This window comes from Mycobacterium xenopi, from assembly GCF_009936235.1.
GTDB lineage: Bacteria > Actinomycetota > Actinomycetes > Mycobacteriales > Mycobacteriaceae > Mycobacterium > Mycobacterium xenopi.
Genome location: NZ_AP022314.1, coordinates 81,488 through 105,863 on the forward strand (window position 1 = coordinate 81,488; position 24,376 = coordinate 105,863).

General features: G+C 65.0%; 17 protein-coding genes and 4 pseudogenes. 9 read left to right on the top strand and 12 right to left on the bottom strand.

Translation table 11 applies throughout. The features are described 5' to 3' along the window. Nucleotides 1-2 precede the first annotated feature (2 nt). Nucleotides 3-779: a DUF2470 domain-containing protein gene (locus MYXE_RS00385; RefSeq protein WP_085197984.1), complete on the bottom strand. Its 777-nt coding sequence runs from the start codon at nucleotides 777-779 to the stop codon at nucleotides 3-5. Nucleotides 780-866: 87 nt separating this feature from the next. On the opposite strand from MYXE_RS00385, the pseudogene pheA reads away from it, so the two are divergent. Both pheA and MYXE_RS00395 read left to right on the top strand, forming a co-directional pair. Continuing rightward, nucleotides 867-1,813: pseudogene (gene pheA / locus MYXE_RS00390) on the top strand (prephenate dehydratase). Further along, on the top strand, nucleotides 1,810-2,499 hold the full coding sequence (locus MYXE_RS00395; RefSeq protein ID WP_085197990.1) for a histidine phosphatase family protein: 690 nt from the start codon (nucleotides 1,810-1,812) through the stop codon (nucleotides 2,497-2,499). Before pheA ends, MYXE_RS00395 begins: the two are co-directional and overlap by 4 nt. A 2-nt stretch (nucleotides 2,500-2,501) precedes the next feature. Here MYXE_RS00395 and MYXE_RS00400 read toward each other — a convergent pair whose 3' ends face one another. The 3 genes and pseudogenes from MYXE_RS00400 to MYXE_RS24835 form a co-directional block, all read right to left on the bottom strand. Then, nucleotides 2,502-2,693 carry a hypothetical protein gene (locus tag MYXE_RS00400; protein WP_003919894.1) on the bottom strand — a complete coding sequence of 64 codons (192 nt, stop codon included), beginning with the start codon at nucleotides 2,691-2,693 and terminating at the stop codon, nucleotides 2,502-2,504. Between the two features lie 60 nt (nucleotides 2,694-2,753). Further along, on the bottom strand, nucleotides 2,754-3,104 hold the full coding sequence (locus MYXE_RS00405; protein WP_003919895.1) for a metallopeptidase family protein: 351 nt from the start codon (nucleotides 3,102-3,104) through the stop codon (nucleotides 2,754-2,756). Between the two features lie 7 nt (nucleotides 3,105-3,111). Continuing rightward, nucleotides 3,112-4,456: pseudogene (locus MYXE_RS24835) on the bottom strand (septum formation family protein); the annotation flags it as partial. Nucleotides 4,457-4,584: 128 nt separating this feature from the next. Here MYXE_RS24835 and serS point away from each other — a divergent pair. Then, nucleotides 4,585-5,838, top strand: coding sequence for a serine--tRNA ligase (gene serS, locus MYXE_RS00415; RefSeq protein WP_085197996.1), 1,254 nt, complete (start codon nucleotides 4,585-4,587; stop codon nucleotides 5,836-5,838). Here the strand turns inward: serS and MYXE_RS00420 are convergent. After that, nucleotides 5,835-6,317, bottom strand: a complete 483-nt coding sequence (locus MYXE_RS00420) for a DUF2834 domain-containing protein (protein WP_003919898.1) — start codon at nucleotides 6,315-6,317, stop codon at nucleotides 5,835-5,837. The two genes, serS and MYXE_RS00420, sit on opposite strands and share 4 nt — an antisense overlap. Before the next feature lie 69 nt (nucleotides 6,318-6,386). On the opposite strand from MYXE_RS00420, the gene MYXE_RS00425 reads away from it, so the two are divergent. Continuing rightward, complete coding sequence (locus MYXE_RS00425) at nucleotides 6,387-6,992, top strand: TetR/AcrR family transcriptional regulator (protein WP_003919899.1); 606 nt, start codon at nucleotides 6,387-6,389, stop codon at nucleotides 6,990-6,992. Between the two features lie 73 nt (nucleotides 6,993-7,065). Next, nucleotides 7,066-8,631: a phytoene desaturase family protein gene (locus MYXE_RS00430; protein ID WP_085197998.1), complete on the top strand. Its 1,566-nt coding sequence runs from the start codon at nucleotides 7,066-7,068 to the stop codon at nucleotides 8,629-8,631. A gap of 6 nt (nucleotides 8,632-8,637) precedes the next feature. Here MYXE_RS00430 and MYXE_RS00435 read toward each other — a convergent pair whose 3' ends face one another. The 4 genes and pseudogenes from MYXE_RS00435 to MYXE_RS00450 all read right to left on the bottom strand — a co-directional run bounded on the left by MYXE_RS00435 (nucleotide 8,638) and on the right by MYXE_RS00450 (nucleotide 15,032). Then, complete coding sequence (locus MYXE_RS00435; RefSeq protein ID WP_085198034.1) at nucleotides 8,638-8,982, bottom strand: hypothetical protein; 345 nt, start codon at nucleotides 8,980-8,982, stop codon at nucleotides 8,638-8,640. After that, on the bottom strand, nucleotides 8,979-10,529 hold the full coding sequence (locus MYXE_RS00440) for an MBL fold metallo-hydrolase (protein WP_085198000.1): 1,551 nt from the start codon (nucleotides 10,527-10,529) through the stop codon (nucleotides 8,979-8,981). Before MYXE_RS00440 ends, MYXE_RS00435 begins: the two co-directional genes overlap by 4 nt. A gap of 81 nt (nucleotides 10,530-10,610) precedes the next feature. Further along, a pseudogene (locus MYXE_RS23855) lies at nucleotides 10,611-12,772 on the bottom strand (acyltransferase family protein). A gap of 88 nt (nucleotides 12,773-12,860) precedes the next feature. Beyond that, a complete protein-coding gene (locus MYXE_RS00450; RefSeq protein WP_085198040.1) occupies nucleotides 12,861-15,032 on the bottom strand; it encodes an acyltransferase family protein in 2,172 nt (723 codons plus the stop codon). Nucleotides 15,033-15,359: 327 nt separating this feature from the next. On the opposite strand from MYXE_RS00450, the gene MYXE_RS00455 reads away from it, so the two are divergent. Continuing rightward, the gene (locus tag MYXE_RS00455) at nucleotides 15,360-16,628 is read left to right on the top strand and encodes a glycosyltransferase (RefSeq protein ID WP_039891317.1); all 1,269 of its coding nucleotides are present in this window, start codon (nucleotides 15,360-15,362) and stop codon (nucleotides 16,626-16,628) included. A 25-nt stretch (nucleotides 16,629-16,653) separates the two neighbouring features. Here the strand turns inward: MYXE_RS00455 and MYXE_RS00460 are convergent, their stop codons facing one another. From MYXE_RS00460 to MYXE_RS00470, 3 genes and pseudogenes are all read right to left on the bottom strand, one after another. Then, entirely contained in the window at nucleotides 16,654-17,640 is a 987-nt protein-coding gene (locus MYXE_RS00460) for an FkbM family methyltransferase (RefSeq protein WP_085198003.1), read from the bottom strand. A gap of 311 nt (nucleotides 17,641-17,951) precedes the next feature. Continuing rightward, nucleotides 17,952-18,998 (bottom strand): annotated as a pseudogene (locus tag MYXE_RS00465) (NAD-dependent epimerase/dehydratase family protein). A gap of 196 nt (nucleotides 18,999-19,194) precedes the next feature. Then, entirely contained in the window at nucleotides 19,195-19,887 is a 693-nt protein-coding gene (locus tag MYXE_RS00470) for a rhamnosyl O-methyltransferase (RefSeq protein ID WP_085198043.1), read from the bottom strand. A gap of 340 nt (nucleotides 19,888-20,227) precedes the next feature. Here MYXE_RS00470 and MYXE_RS00475 point away from each other — a divergent pair, with 340 nt between their 5' ends. The 3 genes from MYXE_RS00475 to MYXE_RS00485 all read left to right on the top strand — a co-directional run bounded on the left by MYXE_RS00475 (nucleotide 20,228) and on the right by MYXE_RS00485 (nucleotide 24,344). Beyond that, nucleotides 20,228-21,496 carry a glycosyltransferase gene (locus MYXE_RS00475; protein WP_085198005.1) on the top strand — a complete coding sequence of 423 codons (1,269 nt, stop codon included), beginning with the start codon at nucleotides 20,228-20,230 and terminating at the stop codon, nucleotides 21,494-21,496. A gap of 295 nt (nucleotides 21,497-21,791) precedes the next feature. Continuing rightward, complete coding sequence (locus tag MYXE_RS00480) at nucleotides 21,792-23,345, top strand: GMC oxidoreductase (RefSeq protein ID WP_085198008.1); 1,554 nt, start codon at nucleotides 21,792-21,794, stop codon at nucleotides 23,343-23,345. A 9-nt stretch (nucleotides 23,346-23,354) separates the two neighbouring features. Further along, a complete protein-coding gene (locus tag MYXE_RS00485) occupies nucleotides 23,355-24,344 on the top strand; it encodes an aldo/keto reductase (protein WP_085198011.1) in 990 nt (329 codons plus the stop codon). The last annotated feature ends 32 nt before the right edge of the window (nucleotides 24,345-24,376 follow it).

The window sequence follows — 24,376 nt, forward strand, 5'->3', positions numbered from 1 at the left end:
GGTCAGTACCGGCGGGCGCGCAGGCCGTTGGCGAACGGGCAACCCATCAGCAGGCGGATGGCTTGGCTCAAGCCGGCCACGTCGTCGACTGGCTTGCGAAAGGGCAGTCGCACGTCACGGTCGCCGTCTGCGGTTTCCACCCGCAACCGCACGCCGTAGCGATCCAGTCCCAAGGGCCGGACGTCGCCCCGCCGAAGGGGCGCAGGCAGTTTGGACGCCAGGCGCGCGACCACGTCTTGGTGGACGCTGTCCAGGTGGCGCAGCCAGCAGGACTCCATTGCGCAAAACGGGTCCGGCCGGGCCGCCAGCAGGGCCGCAACGTCGACCGACTCGGCCCCGGAGGCGTCGGTCACCACCACCGCCTCGATCTGCAATCGCAGCAACGCATAGCGGGTGTCGCCCGGCCGCGGCGGTTGGGACGCCGGCGTCTGGATTTGCAGCAGCGCCGGATTGGGGTCCTCGGCGGCGATCCGATCGAGCAGGGGGGACACCGCGGCGGGCGGAAGGGGTTGCAGGCGTCCGCGCATCCACACCAGCGCACGCACCGGTTCACGCAGCGGCAGTGGCGCATAATCGGCCAGTTCAAGAACGGCTTGGGTGCCATCGGGAGCGGCGGACGTCGCCGGCACAGCGACCGCGATGGACCCGTCGTCGAGGAGGTGGTGCAGGGGAGTGGTGATCGGCTCGGCACCCTCGACGGCCAGTAGCGCGCCTCCCGCGCGGGCGCAGGTGCTGCGGATGCGCTCGGCCGTGGTCGGCGCGGTGCTGCCAGAACTCATCAGACCTCCGAATCGTGACTAAGGTAAGCCTAACTTAACTAATTCGTGGGCGGCGGCGCAAGACCGGCGAACAGATAGGGTTTGACCGTGGCCCGCATCGCGTACCTCGGTCCTCAGGGAACGTTTACCGAAGCGGCGCTGCGGCAGATGACGGCGGCCGGCTTGGTTCCCGACCACAACGCGGATGCCTTGCAGCCGTTGCCTGTCGAAAGCCCGCCGGCCGCGCTCGACCACGTCCGCAACGGCGCGGCCGACTACGCCTGCGTGCCGATCGAGAATTCGATCGACGGCTCGGTGGCACCTACGCTGGACAGCCTGGCCATCGGCTCGCCGCTGCAGGTGTTCGCCGAGGTGACGCTGGACGTGGCGTTCAGCATCGCCGTGAAACCCGGGCGTAGCGCCGCCGAGGTGCGCACGCTGGCGGCCTTCCCGATGGCCGCAGCGCAGATACGTCGGTGGCTGGCCGCGCACCTGCCGGACGCCGAACTGCAGCCGCCAACTCCAACGCCGACGCGGCGCAGCAAGTCGCCGACGGCCGCGTCGACGCGGCGGTCAGTACCGCGCTGGCCGCCGAGCAGCGCGGCTTGGCTGCGCTTGCCGAGAACGTCGTCGACGAGCCCAACGCGCGCACGCGCTTCGTGTTAGTCGGCCCACCGGGCCCGCCGCCGCCACGCACTGGCGCAGACCGGACTTCGGTGGTGCTGCGCATCAACAACGTGCCGGGGGCGCTGGTGTCGGCGTTGACCGAGCTCGGTGTCCGTGACATTGACCTCACCCGCATCGAATCCCGGCCCACCCGAACAGAATTGGGCACCTACATGTTCTTCCTGGACTGTGTTGGTCATATCGACGACAGCGCGGTCGCCGAAGCACTTAAGGCGCTGCACCGCCGATGCGCCGACGTGCGGTATCTGGGCTCCTGGCCGACGGGCACGCCCGCCGGGGCGCTGCCGCCGCAGTGCGACGAGGCGGAGCGCTGGCTGGCGCGGGTGCGAGAAGGCAAACCCGAACTGGCCGAGGGCTGCGGCCGATGAGCGGCCGACTCGTCCTGCTGCGGCACGCCCAGTCCTACGGCAACCTTGAGCGCCGACTGGACACCCGGCCGCCCGGAGCGGGGCTGACGCCGCTGGGACGCGAGCAGGCTCGGGAGTTCGCGCGCAGCGGCGCGACGCGACCGGCGATGCTGATGCACTCGGTGGCCACCCGGGCCGCAGAGACGGCCGCGGTGATCAGCGCCGAATGGAGCATGCCGGCCCGCGAGGTCGAGGGCATCCACGAGGTGCAGGTCGGGGAGTTGGAAAACCGCAGCGACGACGAAGCGGTCGCCGAATTCAACGCGATCTACAAACGCTGGCACGAGGGCGAACTCGACCTGGCGCTACCCGGAGGCGAGACCGGCAACCAAGTCCTGGACCGTTACGTGCCGGTGCTCACCGACTTACGGCTGCGCTACCTCGACCGCGACGACTGGAGCGGCGACATCGTCGTCGTCAGTCACGGCGCGGCGATTCGGCTGGCCGCGGCGGTGCTGGCCGGAGTGGACGGCAGTTTCGTCGTCGACCACCATCTGGGCAACACCGAAGCGGTGGTGCTGGTCCCGATCACCGACGGGCGATGGAGTTGCGTGCGCTGGGCCGATCAGACGCCGCCGTTTTATCCCGAGCCCGAGCCCACCCCGGTGGCCGACGCGGTGCGGTCGAGCACCGACCCGATGGGCTGACGTCAGACGGCCAGCGCGGCCGGTTGGCCACACGTGCAGCCGATGGCGTCACAGTCGACGACGAAGTCGTGCGGCACCAGTTCCGGGCTGGTGCAACCGTCCTCGGTGCACTCCGATCTGCGCAGGCAATGACGAATGACGGTGCCGTGGCAGTGATCCAAGCCGGCCAGGCAGTCGCGGCAGCTTGTGTTCATGGGCCGTTCATAGCACCATGCGCCGACAAATCCGTCGACGCCACGCCCGAGATCCGTGGTTTAAGCCCAGCCGAGCTGGTGGAGTCGGTCGTCGTCGATCCCGAAGTGGTGGGCGATCTCGTGGATCACCGTGACTTTCACCTCGTCGACAACCTGATCGTCGCTGTCACAAACGTCGAGCAGCGCATCGCGGTAGATCGTGATGGTGTCCGGCAGTGATCCGGCGTAGTTGGAGTCCCGCTCGGTCAGCGCCACGCCCTCGTAGAGGCCGAGCAGATCGGGGTCGTCGGGATGCCGGTCGGCGACCAGCACGACGACGTTGTCCATGACGGCCGCCAGCTGCGGTGGAATCAGGTCCAGTGCGTCGGAGACCAGTTCGTCGAACCGGTGCGGATCCATCCGCACAGACACCGCGGCTAGGCCCCGGCGCGGGCTGAGCTGGGCCAGGCGGTGGCCCGGCCGGTGGGGCTTCCGGGGCAGGCGGTTGCGGTGGCGGTGCCTCTGGAGCCGCGGGGGCGGCGCTTCGGCACCGGGCGCGGGCGCCGGCGGCTGGTTGGCTGGCGCGGGTGGCTGGTTGGCGGCACCCGCGGTGGGGCGGCGGGTGCGGCGGGTTGGTTGGGCAGATGCTCGTTGCCTTGCCGCTGCTGGGTCGGCGGGGCAGCCGGTGCGGTGGCGGCGTTGGTGGGCATCGGGATGGCTGGCGGGTTGAGCCGCTCCGGAGGGATCTCCGGCGGCGGGATCGGCGGCTGGCCGTTGATCAGCAGCGGCCCCTTGGCGCTGTTCAGCAACGTGGCCCAGCCGCCGTTGCCGAGCGTCGCGCCGATGCTGCACGCCACCTCGTGGCTGCCGGCCGACCAGCTGGGCAACGAGATGGTGCTGTAGATCAGGGTCAGCGTGGTGTTGCGCAGCTGCACCGGAGCCAGGTAGGCGTCGGTGAGCCGGGTGCAGGTGTCCTTGATGTAGGTGTCCTGTTCAGCCTCGGAAGGCAGGGCGGCGGGGAACTTCTCGGCCAAGTTGACGGTGCCGGTCACCTCCATGGCATGCGGCGCGGCGCAGTCGACCGGGACGTCGTTTGGCTGGTTGGCCGACAGGTCGATGCCCAGGCAGGTGCCGGCCGGCCACACCTTGGACTGGTCGAGGTCGGCGACCTTGCCTTTGAACGGGATCTGCTGGTTGTCCGGGCCGGGCAGTTGCAGGCCGCACAGCAGGCGGCGTTCGCCGGACTGTCGCCACGCCCGGTCACCCGACCAGAGCATGCTGATGCTGAACTTGCTGTTGGGGTCGAACCGGGTGCCGAGGTAGCGGCGCACCGCCGCTTCGCACTGCTCCTGGCTGATCTGTTCGATGCGCGCGGCCGACGGCGGGGCGGCGTCGGGCCCGTACTCCGAGCCCGGGAAGGTGCGCATGTCGACGGATTCGGCGACCTCGAACCGGTGCTCGTCCTTGCAGTCGACGATGGTCGCGGCCTCCGGCATCCGGTCCGGCCACATCAGGCAGTTACCGCTGGTGGCGTGGTTGAACGCTTCGTTGCCCTTGGTGCCGGTGCTCGGCACCGGGTCGACGTAGCCGGCCAGCCGACCGGGGCGGCTGCCGCCGATCGGAACCACGGTCACCACACCGGCGATCAGCAGGCCACCGAGAGCGGTCAGTAACAGCGCACGCCGGGTCGACGAGGCTTGCAAAGTGTGCAACCACTCGAATCGCGCCAGCCGGCGTTGCGGCTGTTCGGCGGCGGGATGTTCCTGCTCGGGTGCGTCCAGCATCCGCTCCATTCTGACAGGCGCGCGACAGACCGAGCGAACGTGTGACTGATGATGCAGGTGTGGCGTTGTTGTCGGCGGCGTTGGCCGCCCCGCTGCCCGGCGGCTCGGGTCGAAAGTAGGGTCGGGTCGTGATCGACCTGAGGCTCCTGCGCGACGACCCCGAGACGGTGCGCCGTTCCCAGATCAGCCGCGGCGAGGACCCGGGACTGGTCGACGTGCTGCTTGCCGCCGACGCCGCCCGCCGGACCGCGATCTCGCGGGCAGATTCGCTACGCGCCGAACAGAAGGCCGCCAGCAAGAAGGTGGGCGCCGCATCGGCCGCGGAACGCCCGGCCCTGCTGCAGCAGGCCAAAGAACTGGCCGAGCAGGTCAAGGCCGCGGAGGCGGTGCAGGCCGACGCCGAGGCAGCGTTCACCGCCGCACACATGGCCATCTCGAACGTCATCCTCGACGGGGTGCCCGCCGGCGGAGAGGAGGACTACACGGTCCTCGACGTGGTCGGCGAGCCTGCTGGCATCGAAAACCCCAGGGATCATTTGGAACTCGGCGAATCGCTGGGCCTGATCGACATGGCGCGCGGCGCCAAGGTGTCGGGGTCGCGGTTCTATTTCCTAACCGGCCGCGGCGCGCTGTTGCAGCTGGGGTTGCTGCAGCTGGCGCTGCGGTTAGCCGTCGACAACGGTTTCATCCCGCTCATCCCGCCGGTGCTGGTGCGCCCGCAGGTGATGTCGGGCACCGGGTTTCTGGGCGCGCACGCCGAAGAGGTGTATCGCATCGAAGCCGACGACCTGTATCTGGTGGGCACCTCCGAGGTGCCGCTGGCCGGCTACCACGGCGACGAGATCCTGGACCTGTCGGGCGGGCCACTGCGCTACGTGGGCTGGTCGTCGTGTTTTCGACGCGAAGCCGGCAGTCACGGCAAGGACACCCGCGGCATCATCCGGGTGCATCAGTTCGACAAGGTGGAAGGGTTCGTCTACTGCGTGCCCGACGACGCCGAGGCCGAACACGAGCGGCTGCTGGGCTGGCAGCGCGAGATGCTGGCCCGCATCGAGGTGCCCTATCGCGTGATCGACGTGGCCGCAGGCGAACTCGGGTCGTCGGCGGCGCGCAAGTTCGACTGCGAGGCGTGGCTGCCGTCCCAGCATGCCTACCGCGAGCTGACGTCGACCTCGAACTGCACCACCTTTCAGGCGCGCCGGCTTGCGACGCGTTACCGCGACGCCGACGGCAAGCCGCAGATCGCGGCGACCCTCAACGGCACCCTGGCCACCACCCGCTGGCTGGTGGCCATCCTGGAAAACCACCAGCGACCCGACGGCAGCGTGCGGGTGCCCGATGCGCTGGTGCCGTTCGTGGGCACCGAGGTGCTGGAGCCTTAAGCCTGCACGGCTTGACGCGATTGCTCGTGGCGGCGCTGGCGCTCGACGGCGGCGAAGTACAACGCGAACGCAAACGCGAAACTGGTGAACAGGCTCGACACGAAGAACAGCCACGGCCGCCGCAGCCCCCGCCGGTAGCCGTCGACTATCGTAAACAGGGGCAGCAGAACGACATTGGCGATCGTGTAGTCCTGGCTTGCCGAGCTGGCCGCAGGGTTGGTGAACATCAACCGGATGTAGTCCGACCAGCTGCCGGGGCCCCAGATCGGGTTTGCCGATCCGGCCGAATAGTCGTGCACGAAGCGGATATTGAAGTACCAGCCCAGCGCCACCGACACGACGCCGACGACGTAGTAGGCGCATTCCAGCGGCGACAACAGTGGCCCGGATGACGGCCTGGCGAACACGTGCTGATTCGAGGCGACGATCCAGGAGATCACCGTCAAACCGAGCAGTGCGTGGACAACGAGGGAGACCATGACGCAACGCCACCACTCTCGGCTACTTTTGTCAATATTGACAGAACTTAGGAAGGGTACCGTACTGGCATGGTCCGGCCCGCGCAGACCGCGCGCAGCGAACGCACTCGTGAGGCGTTGCGACAGGCCGCGATGGTGCGGTTTTTGGCCCAGGGTTTCGAGGAGACATCGGCCGAGCAGATCGCGGCGGACGCCGGGGTGTCGCTGCGGACGTTTTATCGGCACTTCTCCTCCAAACACGATCTCCTGTTTGCCGACTACGACGCCGGACTGCATTGGTTTCGGGCAGCATTGGCCGCCCGTCCGGTCGACGAGCCGATCATCGAATCCGTGCAGTCGGCCATCTTCGCGTTCCCGTACGACGTTGAGGCCGTGACGAAAATCGCTGCGTTGCGAAACGCCGAACTGGACTCGAGCCGGATCGTTCGGCACATCCGGCAGGTGGAAGCGGACTTCGCCGACGCCGTGGCCGAGCACCTGAGCCGGCGTGCGCGCACCAGCACCGTCGACGAACGCCTGCGGGCCACGGTGACCGCGCGCTGCATAGCCGCCGCGGTGTTCGGCGCGATGGAGGTCTGGATGCTGGGCCAAAATCGTTCGCTGGCCGAACTGGCCCGGCTATGTCATGCCGCGCTGGCTTCGCTGGAAGACGGTCTGCTGCCGCCCGACCGCTAGGGTTTTGTCACTATTGACAAAACTGTCGATCTGCGCGAGCCTGCGGTGCAGGGGCTGACCAAGGGCGGAAGTGATGGCCGACTACGACGCGATCGTCATCGGTGCGGGGCACAACGGGCTGGCCGCGGCGGTAATTCTGCAACGCGCGGGCCTCCGCACGGTGTGTTTGGAGGCCAAGCGCTATGCGGGCGGCATGGCATCGACGGTCGAGTTGTTCGACGGCTACCGGTTCGAGATTGCCGGCTCGGTGCAGTTCCCGACCGCGGCAACGGTAAGCCGTGAATTGGGGCTGGACACCTTGCCGACCGTCGACGCCGAGGTGATGTCGGTAGCGCTGCGCGGGGTCGGCGACGATCCGGTCGTCCAGTACACCGACCCAATCAAGCTGCTCGCCCACCTGGGCGACGTGCACGGCGCCGACGCCGTCAACGGCATGGCGGGGCTGCTGGCGTGGAGTCAGGCGCCGACGCGGGCACTGGGCCGGTTCGAGGCCGGCACGCCGCCGAAGACTTACGACGAGATGTTCGCCTGCGCCAGTGGCGAATTCGAACGTTCAGCTATCGACGACATGCTGTTCGGCTCGGTCACCGACGTGCTCGACCGGTATTTGCCGGACCGGGAAAAGCACGGTGCGCTGCGCGGCTCGTTCACTGTGCTGGCGGTCAACACCCTCTACCGGGGGCCGGCCACGCCGGGCAGCGCGGCGGCGCTGGCGTTCGGGCTCGGTGTGCCCGACGGCGACAGCGTGCTGATGAAAAAGCTGCGCGGCGGCATCGGAGCGCTCACGTCGCACCTGCGGGAGCAGTTCGAAACCCACGGCGGCGAATTGCGCCTGCGCACCAAGGCAACCCAGATCGTCGCCGACGACGGCCGGGTTCGCGGTGTTCGAATTGAGGCGGGGGACACCGTGAGCGCGCCGGTCGTCGTCTCCGCTATCGCCCCGGATCTGACCGTCAACGGGCTGATCGATCCGGCCGCATTGCCCGCTGACATCCGTGAACGTTACGCGCGTATCGACCACCGGGGCAGCTATCTTCAGATGCACTTCGCGCTAGACGAGCCGCCACAATTTGCGGCACCCTATGAGATGCTCAACGATCCCGAAATGCAGGCATCCATCGGTATTTTCAGCACGCCGGAAGAAGTGCAGCAGCAGTGGGAGGAATGCCGCCGGGGCGTCGTGCCGGCCGACCCCACGGTCGTGCTGCAGATTCCGTCGCTGCACGATCCGCAGCTCGCGCCGCCCGGCAAACAGGCCGCGTCGGCGTTCGCGCTGTGGTTCCCGATTGAAGGCGGTCCACGGTCCTACGGGCAGATGAAGGCCGAGATGGGGCAGCGGGTGATCGACAAGATCACCCGGCTGGCCCCAAATTTCGGAGGCAGCATCACCCGACACACCACGTTCACCCCACGCCACATGGGCACGATGTTCGGCGCGCCGGGTGGCGACTACTGCCACGGCCTGTTGAACCCCAACCAGATCGGCCCGAATCGACCCGGCCCCAAAGGCTTTCTGGGACAACCGATACCTCTCGAGGGACTCTACTTGGCCAGCGCGGGCTGCCACGGCGGACCGGGGATAACGTTCATTCCCGGCTACAATGCCGCACACCAGGCGTTGGCCGACATGGGCCGCTAGGCCGGGCTAGCGGACCTCGCTGAGCAATGTGTCAAGCAGCGCCGTGAACTCGCGCGGCTTGGCCGGCGTGAACGCCGGGCGGGGCCGGGTTCCGGGCACGTCGAGGGTGATCAACGTCGACTTGAGCGGACGGCTCACGTCCAGCGGCAGCCAGCGGCGCAGATCCGAGCTGCCCCAGATGCGAAACCGGTGCCAAAACAGGCCCAGCGGCTCGGCTTTATAGCCACGGATCGTCTTCAATGGGATGACTTTCGACGTCCCCGACGGAAAGTGATAGCGGCGCAAGGTGATCGCCTCACGATCCAGCTGGATTAGGCCGTCGTCGTAGCAATCGCTGGATGTCGTGCTCACAGCCGGCTGCACCGAAGCTCGTGACCCCGTGCGGTCAGGCAGTGCCCGGTGTCTAAGTTCCACTGCCAGCCGTGCAGGTTACAGGTCAAGGTGTTGCCCTCCACCACACCGAATCTCGACAGGTCAGCTTTCAGATGCGGACAGCGACGCTGGATCTCATAGCCGTCCAGGATGATCGATGCAGTGTCGTCATGCGCCTCGGCGAACCAGCCGTCGGCGTAGGCGATGCGCTCGTCGGTCAAGCACTTGAAGAAGGTGTACAAATACTCGTTGTAGCCGCCGACCCTCCGGGCGGTGAATCGGGTGGACAAGAAGATCGTGTTGACCCAGTCCGGCTCGTTGTCGCGCAGCACGGTGCGCACCAGCTCGGGTGCGATCTCGAAGCTGTAGCGAAACCTCTCCTCCGGAATCGGTTCGCGCACAGTCCGTTTCGGAAAGTCCAGGACAACGGTTTCGGGCCCGAGCACCAACTCGACAGGGTAGCCGATGCCGTCGCAGATCTCGTCGCTGGCCGACATGATCGGTTCGAACAATGCCTGCAGAGGCTCCAGCAGGGGCTCACCGGTCGCGGGCGCCCAGGTCGCCTTCTCGGCGGCGATCACGGGTGCCATCCGGGCGGCATACGCGGACAGGTAAGCGGCCTTGCCGGTGGTGAAGACCGCCTCGGCCTGGTCGGCGGGCAGCGGGTGCTTCAGCGAATTCAAGTGTGCGCCAGTGAAGTCAGCGGTCGAACCGGGAATCATCAGCAACCCACGGTCGTGGCCGTGGGCGCGCATTTGATCCAGAAACACCATCTGGTCGGGGAAGATGTTGGCGGGATCGCCGCGGTCGTCGTTGAGGTGGCGCAGTTCGGGGTCGAGGAAGCATGGTGGGCCCGCCGACGGAATGACCCAGCTGGCGTCGACCTGCGCGATGTATTGGCGGGCGCGGTCCATCTGGCGTTGCCGTTTTTGCGTGCCGAACACCGCCTTGGCCCGCGCGGGCATGTCGTAGACCATCGGATACCAGATCGCGCCGGAGTACTGCAGCATGTGCACGTCGACGTGGCCGAACTGCGAATGCAGCGCGTCCAGCTCCACCGGCCGGGCGTCGTTCATGTTGAAGACGGTGGTTTCGCCGTCGGAGACCACCAGAGCCGAGTCGCCGATCGGGCCGTCGGCGGGGGCGCGCAGCGCGATGATCATGACCTCCAAAGCCCCTTGCGGGCCCTCGACGCGGTGCTTGACCGAATCCGTCGTCTCGAAGAACCGGTGAAACCCCAGCTTTTCCAGCTCGGCGCGAAGGTCCGGCACCGGATAGTCGGGCAAGAGCACCACCGCGTCCTTGTCGACGTGCGCCCGCAGCAGCTTGGCGTCGAAATGGTCTTTGTGCAGATGCGAAATGTAGAGGTAGTCGCATTGACCCAGCTGGTCCCAGTCCAGCGCGCTGTTGTCCGGGAACGGGAACCACGACGCGAAATAAGCGGGGTTGACCCAGGGATCGCACAAGATGCTGCCCGCACGCGTCTCGATCAGGAAGCCGGCATGACCGACGCTGGTGACCCGCACAAATGCCTTCCTGTTGGGGCTGCTGATTTGCCGCCATTGAGCTTAGCGACGCGGTATCACCCCGGCGCCGGGCCGCGGATGTTACGGGTGCGCGAGTGCGTGGTCGGTCAGTGCCCCCATTGCCGGTGCCAGCAGCCGGGAGTATTCGAACGTTATGTGTGTCGCGTCATTGATGTCCGGGTATACCAGGGTGTTGCCGACGATGGCGGGGCAGCGCTTGGCGGTGCAGAAGAGGGCGGTGACGTCGGCGTAGTGTCCGCCAGCGGCTTTGGTGGCGGCGGCTTCGGCCGCTATCCCGGCATCGTTCACCGCCGCCGAGCGTGCCGGCGCGCAGGCGTTCGCATCCTCGAGGTGACCGGACAGGCAGATCGGCACCACGGTGTGCGGGTCTGGGATGGGGCCGAGCACCAGCACCTGCGCACCGGTGCCGCGCAACTGCCGCACCAAGACGGTGAGGCTGTCGATCCAGGCCCGGTCATAGGAGGTAACACCGTAGCCGGGCGAATACCCGCGCCACATGCTGACCACGACCAGCTTCGGATGCTCGGCGCGCAACCGGGGGAGCAACTGGGCCTGCCACTGCCCGCATTCGGTGTACTTCCTCCGAAGGTGGGGATTGATGATGGGCAGGTTCATCGGTGGGCAAGCGGCCTTGGCCAGGGTTTCCAGCCGCCAGTGCCGCTGGGCGGCGACCTGTTGGAACGCGGGAGCCCACATCGTGGCATCCGAGTCACCGACCAGGGCCACCGTCGTCGCCGAGGCGGTATCACCCGACGCGCACACACGGGGTTGGCGGTCGATGACTTTGTTCAGACAGCCGGTTGAGAACATGGCTAAAGGTTCGGCGGCGGCGTCGGCGAGGGGCGGGTTGAGGTTTGACGGTACTGCCGTCAGGTCGGCAGATGCTGCGAGGGCGGCTTGCACTTGGGCGAACGCGTGCTGCACGGCGGTGTGGTAGCGGTGGGGGCCCGCCGGGTCGGGTGCGGCGGTGATGGCCAGCGCCGTGGCGGCGCGCCGCGCCCGACCGGGGTGGGCACCGCCACCAGCAGCACCACGCCGACGCAGGTCGCGACCGCGGTGGCCACCCCGCCGAGGACCAGGCTGCGCGCCGGCGAGCGCCGAATCGGCGCGGCGAACCGCAACGGGTTTTCCACCAGATACAAGGTCAGCACCGCCAGCGCACCGGACACGCCGCCGCGACCAGCCGGCCGCCAGCCCCAGCGGGTGACCCAGCAGCGGCGCTGCCAGCAGCAGCACCGGCCAGTGCCACAGATACCACGAATACGACACCCGCCCGATCGCGCGCATCGGCGAACGGGCCAGGAGCCGACCCGCGCCGAACCGGCCATCGGCGCAGCCGGCGCCGATCACCAGGGCGGTGCCCAGCACCGGCAGCAGCGCGGCGCTACCCGGATAGGGCGTGGTCGGGCCCACCAGGGTGCAGGACAGCAGGATCAGCACCAGCCCCGCCCACCCGGTGATCGCGGCGCCCGGTGCCGGCAGCCGGCGCCACAGGCCGGCGGTCAGGGCCACCAGCCCGCCCACCGCCAGCTGCCAGGCCCGGGTGGGCAGCGAAAAACGCCACCGCTGGCACCACATAGGTGGCGGCCAGCGACAGCGCGAACGACACCGCCGCGACCACCGCCAGCACCACCAGATACGGGATCTGCGACGAGCCGGGGCGCGCGCCGACGCACCCGCCGGATCAGCCAGGCCGTGCCGATCATCAACGCCGGCCACACCAGGTAGAACTGCTCCTCAACCCCCAACGACCAATAGTGCTGAAACGGCGACGGCGGCATCTCATGCAGGAAATAGTCACTGCCCTCTAACAAGAACCGGTAGTTGGCCACATACAACGCGCTGGCGATGCCGTCGCCGAACACGGTGCGGGCCTGCAGCGGGGGCAGCAGGATTGCTGACGCGATCGCGGTGATCACCCCGACCGTGGCCGAGGCCGGCAGCAGGCGGCGGGCCCGCGCCCCGTAGAAGCGGCGCAGCCGCACGGTCCCGGTGCTGTCAACCTCGCGCCACAGCAGCCCGGTGATCAAAAAACCGGAAATGACGAAAAAGACGTCGACGCCGACGAACCCGCCACCGACACCGGGCACCTCGGCATGAAACAGCACAACGGCCAGCACCGCGACCGCACGCAACCCCTCAATATCTAGGCGAAATCCCGGTCGTGCCGGACGCTGACCCCGCACCGCCTGAACAGGGCTGACGCTATCAGTCCGCAAGATCCCCCCTAGGCAAGAGGCACGGTATTTGATCAACAAGCTCGCCACATTTAATGGCCATCGCAGGCGGTGATGCAGAATCCGACATGTGTCAACCGGGCGCGAGTGCGTGGTCGGTCAGCGACCCGATCGCCGGCGCCAATAAGCGGCTGTATTCGAGTGTCAGGTGAGAAGCGTCGTAGTACACCAGGGTGTTGCCGACGATGGCGGGGCAGCGCTTGGCGGTGCAGAAGAGGTCGGTGACGTCGGCGTAGTGTCCGCCAGCGGCTTTGGTGGCGGCGGCTTCGGCCGCAATACCAGAGTCGTTCACCGCAGCTGACCGTGCCGGCGCGCAGGCCCTCGCATCGTCGAGGTGACCGGACAGGCAGATCGGCACCACGGTGTGGGGGTAGGAAATCGGCCCGAGTACCAGCACCTGGGCGCCGGTGCCGCGCAGTTGCTGCACCAGGCCGGTCAGGCTGTTGAGCCACGCCGGGTCATATGAGGTGAAACCTGAGGGCCAACCGTAGCTGGCGCCGTACCGCCGCCCCATACTCACGACCACCAACAGCGGCTGTTCGGCGCGCAACCGGTTGATGATCCGGTCGCGCCACTCCTCGCAGGCGGTGTACTCGCTGCGGCCGAGGGGATTGATGATGGGCAGGCTCATCGGTGGGCAGGCCATCTTGGCCAGGGTTTCCAGCCGCCAGTGCCGCTGGGCGGCGACCTGTTGGAACGCGGGAGCCCACATCGTGGCGTTCGAGTCACCGACCAGGGCCACCGTCGTCGCCGAGGCGGTATCACCCGACGCGCACACAGGCTGGTCGACTTGGAAAACATTACGCAGACAGTTACTGAGCAACACCGACTTGAGTTCGGCGGCGGCGTCGGCGAGGGGCGGGTTGAGGTTTGACGGTACTGCCGTCAGGTCGGCAGATGCTGCGAGGGCGGCTTGCACTTGGGCGAACGCGTGCTGCACGGCGGTGTGGTAGCGGTGGGGGCCCGCCGGGTCGGGTGCGGCGGTGATGGCCAGCGCCGTGGCCGGCGCGCCGCGCCCGACCGGGGTGGGCACCGCCACCAGCAGCACCACGCCGACGCAGGCCGCGACCGCGGTGGCCACCCCGCCGAGGACCAGGCTGCGCGCCGGCGAGCGCCGAATCGGCGCGGCGAACCGCAACGGGTTTTCCACCAGATGCAAGGTCAGCACCGCCAGCGCACCGGACACGCCGGCCGCGACCAGCCGGCCGGCCAGCCCCAGCGGGTGACCCAGCAGCGGCGCTGCCAGCAGCAGCACCGGCCAGTGCCACAGATACCACGAATACGACACCCGCCCGATCGCGCGCATCGGCGAACGGGCCAGGAGCCGACCCGCGCCGAACCGGCCATCGGCGCAGCCGGCGCCGATCACCAGGGCGGTGCCCAGCACCGGCAGCAGCGCGGCGCTACCCGGATAGGGCGTGGTCGGGCCCACCAGGGTGCAGGACAGCAGGATCAGCACCAGCCCCGCCCACCCGGTGATCGCGGCGCCCGGTGCCGGCAGCCGGCGCCACAGGCCGGCGGTCAGGGCCACCAGCCCGCCCACCGCCAGCTGCCAGGCCCGGGTGGGCAGCGAAAAAAACGCCACCGCTGGCACCACATAGGTGGCGGCCAGCGACAGCGCGAACGACACCGCCGCGACCACCGCCAGCACCACCAGATACGGGATCTGCGACGAGCCGGCAGGCGCGCGCCGACGCACCCGCCGGATCAGCCAGGCCGTGCCGATCATCAACGCCGGCCACACCAGGTAGAACTGCTCCTCAACCCCCAACGACCAATAGTGCTGAAACGGCGACGGCGGCATCTCATGCAGGAAATAGTCACTGCCCTCTAACAAGAACCGGTAGTTGGCCACATACAACGCGCTGGCGATGCCGTCGCCGAACACGGTGCGGGCCTGCAGCGGGGGCAGCAGGATTGCTGACGCGATCGCGGTGATCACCCCGACCGTGGCCGAGGCCGGCAGCAGGCGGCGGGCCCGCGCCCCGTAGAAGCGGCGCAGCCGCACGGTCCCGGTGCTGTCAACCTCGCGCCACAGCAGCCCGGTGATCAAAAAACCGGAAATGACGAAAAAGACGTCGACGCCGACGAACCCGCCACCGACACCGGGCACCTCGGCATGAAACAGCACAACGGCCAGCACCGCGACCGCACGCAACCCCTCAATATCTAGGCGAAATCCCGGTCGTGCCGGACGCTGACCCCGCACCGCCTGAACAGGGCTGACGCTATCAGTCCGCAAGATCCCCCCTAGGCAAGAGGCACGATAATCGAATGCAGGTAGTGTGACATTTCGCCGCAATTTAAGCGGTGATTCCGCGTCGAATTTAGTCGAATATATTTACCGACCCGCGCTAGTTACGGCGTGTGCGACCTGTTGGCTCACTGGCGCTGTGCACACCATCCGTTCGTGTGTCCCGAACAATAGGCTGCCGCTGCCTAATAGCCTTGCAGGGCAATGATATTGCGGGCTCTACGCGAAGATTTCCGATTCGACGTCGATGAAACGGTCACTAGGGTTATGCTTCTGGCCGGCTGAGCCGGCAACAAAAGTGAGAGGCCACGACCCGCGATGAAATTTGTGCTGGCCTGCTACGGAAGTCGCGGCGATGTGGAGCCCTGCGTCACTGTTGGTCGTGAATTGCGGCGCCGCGGGCATGACGTCCGCATGGCAGTCCCCCCCGATCTCGCTGGCTTCGCCGCGACGGCTGAGCTTACAGCGGTGCCCTATGGGCTTGACACGAGAAAGCCACTACAGGCGCAGCGCGACTTCTCGACGCATCTGTTCCGCAACCCTTGGCGGATGCGGGATCTGATAAGACTGTGGCGCGAGGTTGGCAACCTCGTCGCCCAGTGCCGGGTGATGATGAACACGACGCTGGCGTCGCTGGCGGACGGAGCCGACCTGCTGGTGACCGGCCAGGGTTTCGAGGAGCTCGCTTCCAACGTCGCTGAGTATCACGACATTCCGTTGGCCACACTGCACTACTTTCCGGCGCGAGTCAACAGCCACTTCATTCCGCTTCGGCCGGCGCCACTGGCCCGCGCCGCGATGCGAATCGATGAGTGGGGGTATTGGCGCTGGACGAAGAGGGGACAAGACGCACAGCGCCACGCACTTGGCCTGCCAAGGACGACGGAACCCGCGCCGCGGCGGATCACCGCGCGCGGATCACTGGAAATTCAGGCCTACGACGAGCTTTGCATTCCCGGCCTAGCCGCGGAGTGGGCGAAATTCGACGGCCAGCGGCCCTTTGTCGGCGCGCTCACGATGGAGTTGCCGACAGACGCCGATGACGAGGTCGCCTCGTGGATCGCGGCGGGTACACCCCCGATTTACTTTGGTTTCGGCAGCTTCCCGGTCCAGTCTCCGGCGGACACGCTCGCCATGATCAGTTGGGCCTGTTCGCAGTTGGGCGAGCGGGCTTTGGTTTGCGCCGGTGGCACCGACTTCGGCAACGTCGCAAATTTGGACCACGTCAAGGTGGTGGGCGCTGTGAACCACTCAGCCACGTTTCCCGCCTGCCGCGCGGTCGTGCACCATGGTGGTGCGGGCACCACGGCGGCGGTGCTGCGCGCCGGAGTCCCCCAGCTGATCCTCTGGACGACGGGCGATCAGCCACTCTGGGGGGCTCAGATCAAACGACTGAAAGTTGGGACCGCGCGGCGCTTTTCGACCACCAACCGAATGTCGCTGGTCGCAGATCTTTGCACCATCCTGGAGCCGCAATACCTCAGCCAGGCACGTGAGACCGCCACCCGGATGACCAAACCGGCCGAAAGCGTCGCCGTCGCTGCTGATCTGGTGGAAAACTTTGCCCGCTTGAGGCGTTTCGGGTGACCCCTGGAGAGCGTCGCGAACATCGTCAAAGCGTATCGGCGTCGAAGCGGGACAGCACCAGGTCGAGCCTTCCGCGCCGGTCCAATGCGGCTAAGTCGCGCAGCCGCTGTGGTGCACCGACACTTCTCGGCCATAGGTAGCGCCACGGCCAGTAATTGCATGGCAGCTGGTAGACGTGGAAGCCACGCTCCAGAAAAGGCTGCAGCACGTCGATTGGGCGCAGCTGCGGGTCGCTCCACCATCTCGGCATGACTTCGACCACCAATTCCGCCTCGGGCGCGAGTATGTCCAGCGATACCAGGAGGCCGGCGAGCACGCGGTCTTCGGCCCCCTCCACGTCAATCTTGATTAGACGTGCGCTCGCCAATTCCTCACGTGTTACCAAAGAACCGAGCATCGCCGCTCGCACCCGCTCCTGCTCGCGGAAGCGGAAGTGGCGGCCGAGACGGGCCACCGTTGTGGTAAGGCCGCTGTCGTAGGCCGACCCGACGAACAGTGGGAGTTCGCCGTCGCGATCCGACACCGCGGCGGCCACTAAGCGGATATTGGTCAAACCGTTCAGTGCTGCGGTTTCCTGCAGCGCGGCGCCGGCGAACGGGGCCGGCTCAATTGCCACGACGGCCCCGTGCGGACCCACGAGTTGGCTGGCCAAAGCGCTGAGATATCCGATATTGGCGCCGACGTCGATGAAGGTGTCCCCGGGCCGTAGTCGGCGGCGCATGAACGCCTCGAGATCTGGTTCCCAGGCGCCGAAAAGGTACACGTACATCTGGAGAACCTCGGGAAGCTGGCATCGAAGACGGATGCCGTCGTCGGAGATGCCGTCGACAGTTAGCGGCCTCCACCGTGCGGCACGGATGTTCAGCAGCAATGCCATTGCGTAGTACGGCACTATCAGCAGCAGCGCCCGGATCCAGCGCTCAGCACTGCTGACGCGTTCTTTGTCTGTGCGGAGCAGTCGTATGGAGGCCCGCCACAACGCCACCGTCCGCGCGCGGATTATTTGGGTCACACAGCGCCTCCGGTGCTGATCGATGAGACATCGGCGCGCAGCGAAGGCAGATCGCGTTTGCCCGAATATGTCACATCAAAGCCCGGCAATTGCTTGTGGACCAAGGGCATACGCGTTTGTTCCTCCTTAGGTCCACCGGGACGGTGTCCGGGTCGACTAGCTTTTTCGCGGTTCTGGGCCGCACGTCATTGAAACACAGCGAAGTTAGCCGAGGTAGAGAATCGCAATCTTCCCGGGCTGACGTCATGTGTTTATTCGACACCTGTTAAGCCAGCAAGCGCGGCGTAGAGATTCCGCTGTCCATTCGACCATCATGTTTGCCCGATCCATTCGAGCAGTGCGCGGAGGCCGTCGTCGAGGGTCCACTTCGGATGCCAGTCCAGTTCGTTGGCGGCCGGCTCGATGGTACAGCTGGCGGCGCGGACGTCGCCGTCGCGAAACTTCGCGACCACGATCGGTTCGGGCGCGTCGCAGAGCGTGGCGATTTTGCGGGCCAGTTGGTGGATGGTGGTCGCAATGCCCGATCCGATGTCTAACCAGCGTGATCCGTTAGCGGGTTTTCGTGTGGCGGCCACCAGGGCGTCGACCACATCGTCGATAAAGACGAAATCGCGGAGTATGCGCCCGTCTTCGTAGACCTCAAGTGGAAGTTGGGCGCGTGCCGACCGCGCAAACAACGCCACGATGCCGGTGTAAGGGTTAGTCAGCGACTGGCCCGGACCGTAGACATTCTGCAGGCGCAGCACCGTCAGCGGGGTGTCATGCGCGGCCGCCCAGGCCGCTAGCATGTGCTCCTGGGTGAGCTTGGTGGCGGCGTAGATGCTGGTTGGTCTCGGTTCAGTACGGCCTGCGCAGCTGGGCAGCGGTACCGCGGGGATGCCGGTGGGTCCCACCGGATCCCATTCGCCAGCCAGCAGCTGAGCGTGGCTACGGGGGCGCGGGTAGAAGACCTCAGAGCCGCTTTGCCAGGCGCCTTCGCCGTAGACCGCGCGTGACGAGGTCAAAACTAGCTGGTCGGGCACGAGAGCCGAGCGGGTCAGAGCGTCAAGCAACTGCGCCGTGCCGACCACGTTGACTAAGCCGTGCCGGCTGGCTTCGGTTAGCGACTGGGCGGTACCCGTTTCGGCGGCCAAATGCACGATTTGCCGCGGTTGAAATAACCGCAGTACAGCATCCCAGTCTGGGGCGTGGCTGACATCCCCGGTGAAAAACCTCACCGCTGCCGGTAGATCCGGTGGCTAGTTTCCAGCGTGGACCTGCGGGTGCAGCACGTCCATCACCGCCACGTCATGACCGGCGTTGCTCAGACGGCGGGCGAGCGCTGACCCGATGAATCCTGCCCCACCTGTGACGAGCACGGATGTCGACAACGGCTCCAGCCTCCGCTTCGTCTGCGCGGCAAACAGGTTGAGCGGCGAGCGATCAATCAATGCCCACCCAGAAGCCCGATCATATCGGGGCCACCTTGCTATCGGCCTGTCGATCACAGCTGACGTCACACGGCTGGCCGCGATTACCTTGGCGCTGACCCAGCCACCCGAAGCGGAATCGAGTTCAATTGCGGATCAGGAATCCATTCGGCGCGAATGTCCAACCGAATTTGTTTTCCCGCTCCACGTCATGCGTGTAATCGGTCGGAAATTCGCGTTCGTATGCTTCGATGGCTTCATACGGACCCGGTCCCCACCCAGGAAAAACAGGGTGTCCATTGAGCATTGAGTCTTCCACAACTAGATAGTCACCGGCAGAAAGCAAAGGCCGCAATAGTTTCATTTCGGCCACCACATGATTCATTGAGTGGTCACTGTCCAGAATGGCGAAAATCTTCCCGGGAAACTCAATTTTGAGGCGTTTGATATGTTCGGCTACGGCCGGTACTGTGGATCTCGATTCGACGAACAAGATATCGGAGTCGCGCCGGACTGCTGGATCCAGACGCCCATGGTATGCGTCGACAGACATAACCTTGAACGGCTCACCAATCTGTCTCATGACGCTGGCGAAGAACAAGGCGGACCCGCCGCGCCACGAGCCGAATTCAATTACTAAAGAAGGCTTTAGCTGAAACAAAATCTCCTGGTAATTCCACATGTCACCGACCCACTTCAAGCACTCGACGCCCATCCAAGTAGTCTTTTTCCACACTCCGGTATTGAAGTACCACTTGTGGTATTCTTCGCACTCCGCACCGGTCGGCTGGTAGAAGTATGGACCTAGTAATGTGACCGCGAATTGCTTTATGAGAATTGACGGCCTAGGCGATGCCTCGACTATCGCTGCGGCAATTCGTAGCACCGGATTGCGTTCCACACAGCTGACATTGCGTGTTGTCTCTCGTGGTGCGCGGCTTCTGCGATTATGCCCGACATGCAGTTGGTATCGACGCATCGCCGCAATGTTAGCAGCGGTGCTGCCGCCACGCGGCACAGTCGGAGAGGCGAAAACCGAATACCGAAGACCTGCTCAATACGAGGGTCAGCTGGGCCGGTCCTGGGTTATGCTGCCGCACGGCTGAGTCAGGGAATGCGACGCGGCCGCTTTCGTTTCGCAATACGTGCGTACAGAAGACGAAAGGCGATGAACCGCGATGAGGTTTCTGCTGGCAAGTTGGGGAAGCCGCGGGGATGTCGAGCCATTCGTCGCTGTCGGCCGCGAACTCGAACGGCGCGGACACGACGTGCACGTGATCGCCCCGCCCGACTTAGTCAGCTTCGCCGAGGAAGCCGGGCTTGCGGTTGATTCGTGCGGGCTGGAAACACGGGTGTGGTTAGACGTGCACACCGATTTCTGGACGTGTTTGTTCCGCACACCTTGGAGGCTTCGCGATCTGGCCATGTTGTGGCGTGAAGTCGGCAAGCTTATCAGCGAGTGCTGGGGCGAAATGTGCATGAAGCTGACCTCATTGGCGAGCGGGGTTGACTTACTGTTCACCAACGTGAGTTTCGAGCAGCCTGCTGCCAATGTTGCTGAGTACTACGGCATTCCGCTGGCCACGCTGCACTACCGTCCGATACGTCCTAACGGGCGTCTCGTACCAGTCCTGCCTGCGCCATTGATTCGCTTGGCGATGACAGTGGATGAGTACCTGTCTTGGTGCATGGCGAAGAAGGTGGACGACAGGCAGCGCGATGAACTAGGGCTACCAAAGGCTGCATGCCGCCCGTCGCAGCGGATCGTTGAGCAAGGATGGCTGGAAATACAGGCTTACGAAGAGATTTGCTTTCCAGGGCTGGCGGCCGAATGGGCCCAATTCGGGCGTCGACGTCCCTTTGTCGGCGCGCTGACGATGGATTTGCCGACAGATGCCGACGACGAGATCGCGTCGTGGATTGCCGCTGGAGCGCCGCCGATTTATTTCGGGTTCGGCAGCATACCGGTGGAATCTGCCGGCGACACGGTTGCGATGATCAGCGCGGCTTGTGCGCAATTAGGTCAACGGGCATTGGTGTGCGCCGGTTGGAGCGACTTCAGTAACGTTCCCAGCTGCGAACATGTCAAGGTGGTGGAATCAGTAAATTTCGCGACCACATTCCCGGCCTGCCGGGCGATTGTGCACCACGGTGGCGCGGGTACTTTGGCCGCAGGCCTGCGTGCCGGTGTCCCCCAGTTGATCTTGTCGATGATGCCCGACCACTCGATCTGGGCCGCTCAGCTCAAACGGCTGAAAGTCGGGTTCGGGCGGCGCTTTTCGAGCACAACCCAAAAGACTCTGGTCGCCGATCTGCGTCGCATTCTTGCTCCCGAATATGGCGCTCGGGCGCGCGAGATCGCCACCCAGACGACTAAACCCGCGGAAAGCGTGGCGACCACCGCGGACCTTGTCGAAGATTTTGCTCGGCTACAGCGTGTCAGGTAGATCGGTGAGTGCGGTCGTCGTTTGATTCCCCAGTAGTGATGTATCCGATTGGCGCGGTTAGGTTGGGTAGGCCGTGACCGGCAAAGATCTTTCAGCAAAGTCGGGGAATCATGAGTTGTCAGCGATCTAATTAAAGGACGACCGCAGTCATGGTGGTGTAACGTTGCGCCCCAGCAAGACTTGCAGATTCGGGAAATTTTCTGGAGTATGGCTGGATTTCTGAGCGCCGTGGTGTGGCAATCGCCGCTGCCGATCGCTAACAAGACAATCACGCACCGAGTGAGTAACGGCAAATATGCGCGGAAGTAGCTCAACCTATGACGCCATCATCGTCGGCTCGGGCGCCTGCGGCGCGTGGGCGGCCAAGGAGTTGACGGAAGGCGGCATGAACGTGGTGCTGCTTGAGGCCGGCAGGAATCTTGATATCGCCCGCGACTTTCCTGACGGCGCAAAGCTTCGCGGGATGGGAATAGTAGGACGTGTCAGATCGGCGATACAGGGCCAACATGTTCAAGCCCGGTGCCCACCGTTCTCTGAGACCACGAAACAGTTCTACGTCAATGACAAAGAAAACCCCTACACGACGGAGCGAGGGAATCCGTTCTTGTGGTTCAGGGGCCGGCAACTCGGCGGCCGACTTCACACCTGGTGCCGGCAGGTATACCGCATGTCGGATTACGAGCTGAAAGCCGCCAGCATCCGCGGAGATGGCGTCGATTGGCCGCTGTCGTACGAAGATTTGGCGCCGTACTACGACATCGTTGAGCAAACTCTGGTGGTTCACGGTATATGCGCAGGCATTCCAAACTGTCCCGACGGACAGTTCATCGGGCCGGCGAAGACGACCAAGCTCGAAGAATCGTTCCTCGCTAATGTCGAGAGAAGGCTGCCAAACGTCCGAGTGACCTACGCGAGGATCGTTAAGTACGACAACAACAGGATTCCCTTACCGATCAGGCTCGCGATCGCCACCGGTCGCCTAGAGATCCGAACAGATGCCGTGGTGAGTCGGTTGCTTATCGACGAGCAGTCGGGCAAAGCGACCGGCGTCGAGTACATCGACCGGTTGACCAAAGAGACGCAGACCGTTCAGGCAAACATTGTGGTCCTCTGCGCGTCGGCGATCGAGAGCGTGCGGATCCTTCTGAACTCCGCGTGCGCGAAGCACCCGTTGGGTGTCGGGGGCTCATCGGGCCACCTAGGTCGTTACCTGTGCGACCATGTCGTCTACGCGCAGGCCGGGAGGGTGTCTGAGCAGTATGTCGAGCCCGCGCCCAATGAGGATGGATTCGACTTCGTGGCAAATGGCCTCTACATCCCAAGCTTTTGCGAAAAGGAATCGAAGAATTTTCCGGGCGGTTACGGAATTCAGGTCGCGATCGGGCGCGGCACACCGATGTGGGCCATGAATGCGTTCGGCGAGATGCAGCCGCGGTATGAAAACCGCGTGTCGATCGATCCGAACGTCAAAGATGCATGGGGAATCCCGGTGGCTAGAATCGCGTGCAGCCATTCTCAATACGAAGCCAACATGGTCGCCCATATGAAGCGCAGGATTCCCGAAATCGCGGCCGCTGGCGGTTTGGAGGTTGACACGAATCCCTGGCTAAATCGCCGGGGTCGCGTTTTCCCGCCGGGAACAGCCATCCACGAGACGGGCGGTGCGCGCATGGGCGACAGGCCGGACAACTCCGTGCTTAATCCCCATTGTCAGTGCTGGGATGCCGACAACGTGTTCGTCACCGACGGCGCCTGCTTTGTGTCCCCCGGCTTCCAAAACCCGACCCTCACGATGATGGCCCTCACTGTTCGCGCCTGTCGGTTCATCGTTGATGAGTACGCGAAGTGAGAGGACTCAGTGGAGTACCAAGAAGTTGGCGGGGTTGATAAACCCGTTTCACGCATAGTCTTTGGCACCGATCGGTTGCGGGGGCGTCGACTGCCGTGGCTACCCGATCACAGTGTTGAGCAACAGGCCTTCTCAATTTTGGATCAATCATTTGAGCTGGGATGCAACGCATTCGACACAGCACGTGTCTATGGCGACGCCGAACGGACCTTGGGTGCCTGGATTCGGGCACGCCGGAACCGCGACGAAGTCGTGGTCATCAGCAAGGGGTGTCACCCCAGCCTGCTCTCAGGTCGGCCGCGGCTATCACCGTCTGCGGTGTCACATGACCTTGAAACATCCCTCAAGGCGCTCGGCACGGATTTCATCGATCTCTATCTGCTCCACTACGACAATCCCACTGCGCAAGTCGACGCGATCATGGAGCGGCTGAACCGTCACCTGGCCGAAGGCAAGATCGGTGCCATTGGAGCATCGAACTGGACGCACGAACGAATCGCTAGTGCCAATGCATCGGCACAGCGCAATGGGTGGCGACCGTTCTCTGCGTCGAGCGTTCAATTCAGCCTTGCTGATTGGGTCCGACCTCCATGGCGAGGCGCTGTCACGGTCGGTGGCAAAGAGCAACATAGCGCTAGGGACTGGTACATGACGCAGGGGCTGCCGGTGTTCGCGTACTCCAGCCTTGCCCGCGGATTCTTCTCCGATCACTACGATCCGAAGAAGCCCAACAGCAATCGGGTGGGCCGGTGGTGCGCAAAATATTTCGGGAGCGAGGGGAACATCGAAAAGCTTGAGCGCACAAGATCATTCGCTTACGAGAGGAATCTCACCGTTGCGCAGGTAGCGCTCGCATATGTGTTGTGCCACCCGCTTCACCCATTTGCCGTGGTTGGCTGCCAGACGTCTGAGAAGTTCGCCGAGAACGTGGCCGCATTGGAGGTGAAGCTGGATGATGCGACGCTTCACTGGCTCGCAACAGGCGAAGCGGAGCGATGAAGTTTTTGACCTTTGTTACCCCTATTACTCGT